The 1,731-nt window shown below is 44.5% G+C and carries 2 protein-coding genes; both read right to left on the bottom strand.

Annotated elements, in window-relative coordinates; translation table 11 throughout:
• Nucleotides 1-95: 95 nt before the first annotated feature.
• Nucleotides 96-845: a class I SAM-dependent methyltransferase gene (locus F6K53_RS40175; protein ID WP_293085671.1), complete on the bottom strand. Its 750-nt coding sequence runs from the start codon at nt 843-845 to the stop codon at nt 96-98.
• Between the two features lie 188 nt (nt 846-1,033).
• Nucleotides 1,034-1,585 (bottom strand): hypothetical protein, encoded by a 552-nt coding sequence (locus F6K53_RS40170; protein WP_293085668.1) that lies wholly within the window; start codon nt 1,583-1,585, stop codon nt 1,034-1,036.
• Nucleotides 1,586-1,731: the final 146 nt, after the last annotated feature.

The following is a 1,731-nucleotide window of genomic DNA, read 5'->3' as shown; positions in this document are numbered from 1 at the left end:
TGCATCAAGACACTGGCATCTTGCCAGTTTCAATATATTTCCGAGCGGGCAGGATGCCCACTCTACTCCTATTCATTCAAAGCTTAGGTAAACTGTCACACAGCCCCTAGCTGGAGTGGGCTTTTAGCGCTACTTTTGTAAAAGCACAACACTTGGCTAGTGTTGAGGGGATCCCGATACAGACACTCAACCCGATTAAAATCATGTTTGTGGGCAAGGGATTGCAGGGTTGTTTGGGTTTCGGGAAAATCACTAGACAATATATGACCCTCGACCATGGAAACTTCTTCCGGAGTCAGTTGAGCCCAGTCTTGGTAAACACCCTCTAGGTAACGTCTTAGATAGGTGTCTCGGGTTTCTCCATCTGTGGAAACTATATCGATCAGAATAAAAACACCATCAGGTTTTAGGAGATGGCTCAGCTTAGCCATAATACTATCTTTTTGCTCAAAACTGAGGTGATGGAACGCAAAAGAACTGAAAATCCCGTCGAAGCTATCCTGCTGGTTTTGTGCCAACTCAGAAACTACTTCAAAGAAGTCGCCCTGGATCAATGTCTGTTCACAGGGGATAGAATTGATGTTATCACGAGCAATTTCTAGTGCTGGCTCAGACAGGTCAATGCCTTTGTAGGAAGCAATCCTGGTATTGGCTAAAGCCTGGGCCGTGAAGCTAGCATCACCGCAGCCGAGGTCAAGTATAGAGAAGGGGGTTGGAAAGTAGCTGACTAGAAATGCGTGCAAGATCCCGTAAATTTCACGGTGTTGCATGTAATTGTTAGTCAGTATTTTTTGATAGAGTTGCCACTGACTCTCAAAGATATTAGGTGACTGTTCTGTTTTCATAAAACACCTTTTTTGTACTTTGGTAAAACCACTTATAGTTTAGATAACTTCTTAAAAAACACATAGTGAAATCCAAACCCCAGCCAGGATTTGAGATTTCGTCAGCTATCAGCTTATGCGCTTTTAGCTGACGGCTGACGGCTGACTGCTGAGGGCTGACCGCTGACCGCTGAATGCTTACCTAAGTATTAATCCCGATCCAGGTTGGATAGTTCAGTGTTCACATAAGCTAGATAGCTAGAATCATTGATGGTTTCTGGGGATAATCTTCCTCTTTCAATAGCACTGGCTACTAGGTCTTTGGCGGTAATTCTCTTGGTTTTTACAGCGCTGATGAAACCAGCATTACTGGGAATACCTTGCTCAGAAAAGTAGCCTTGATAACCGAGATAGACCAGGTTAAAGGGTTTAACTTCGACAATATTGTTACGGCTGGTGGTAGAATTGGCAGCGATTTCTGATGCTAAGACGGGAGTGGTAGCGGTAGCAATCAATAAAGTGCCTAAACTGCCAAGTACGATACCTTTCATGTTTGTTTCTCCTGGGGTTGATTCGCTTAACTGCTTTCCTGTAATTACTAGAATGCAGGTCTTAACTGAGGAGGCAGTGACCCTTAACTGAGAATTTGATAAGGTGTTGCTTAGGAAACTGAAAGGGAGTCGGGAATCGGGAATCGGGAGTCGGGAGTCGGGAGTCGGGAGTCGGGAGTCGGGACTTTGGGGAGGGTGAAGCTCGGCCATAGCATGCTTTGGCTCAGTAATATCAAGTTCGGATAATTAGTTATAATAAAACTGGAATCGTTGCTGGGTGAGGTATTGAGGTATTATGGCCAAAAGGATTGCGATCGCAAACTACTTAAGTGCCGAAGAGTTGTTGGTTCATTATC

It is taken from the genome of Moorena sp. SIO4A1, assembly GCF_010672065.1.
Classification (GTDB): domain Bacteria; phylum Cyanobacteriota; class Cyanobacteriia; order Cyanobacteriales; family Coleofasciculaceae; genus Moorena.
This window is presented reverse-complemented; position numbering and strand designations above follow the sequence as displayed.

Coding starts and splice junctions, on each gene's coding strand:
- F6K53_RS40170 (WP_293085668.1), bottom strand. CDS start 1,585: ATGGCCGAGCTTCACCCTCCCCAAAGTCCCGACTCCCGACTCCCGACT.
- F6K53_RS40175 (WP_293085671.1), bottom strand. CDS start 845: ATGAAAACAGAACAGTCACCTAATATCTTTGAGAGTCAGTGGCAACTC.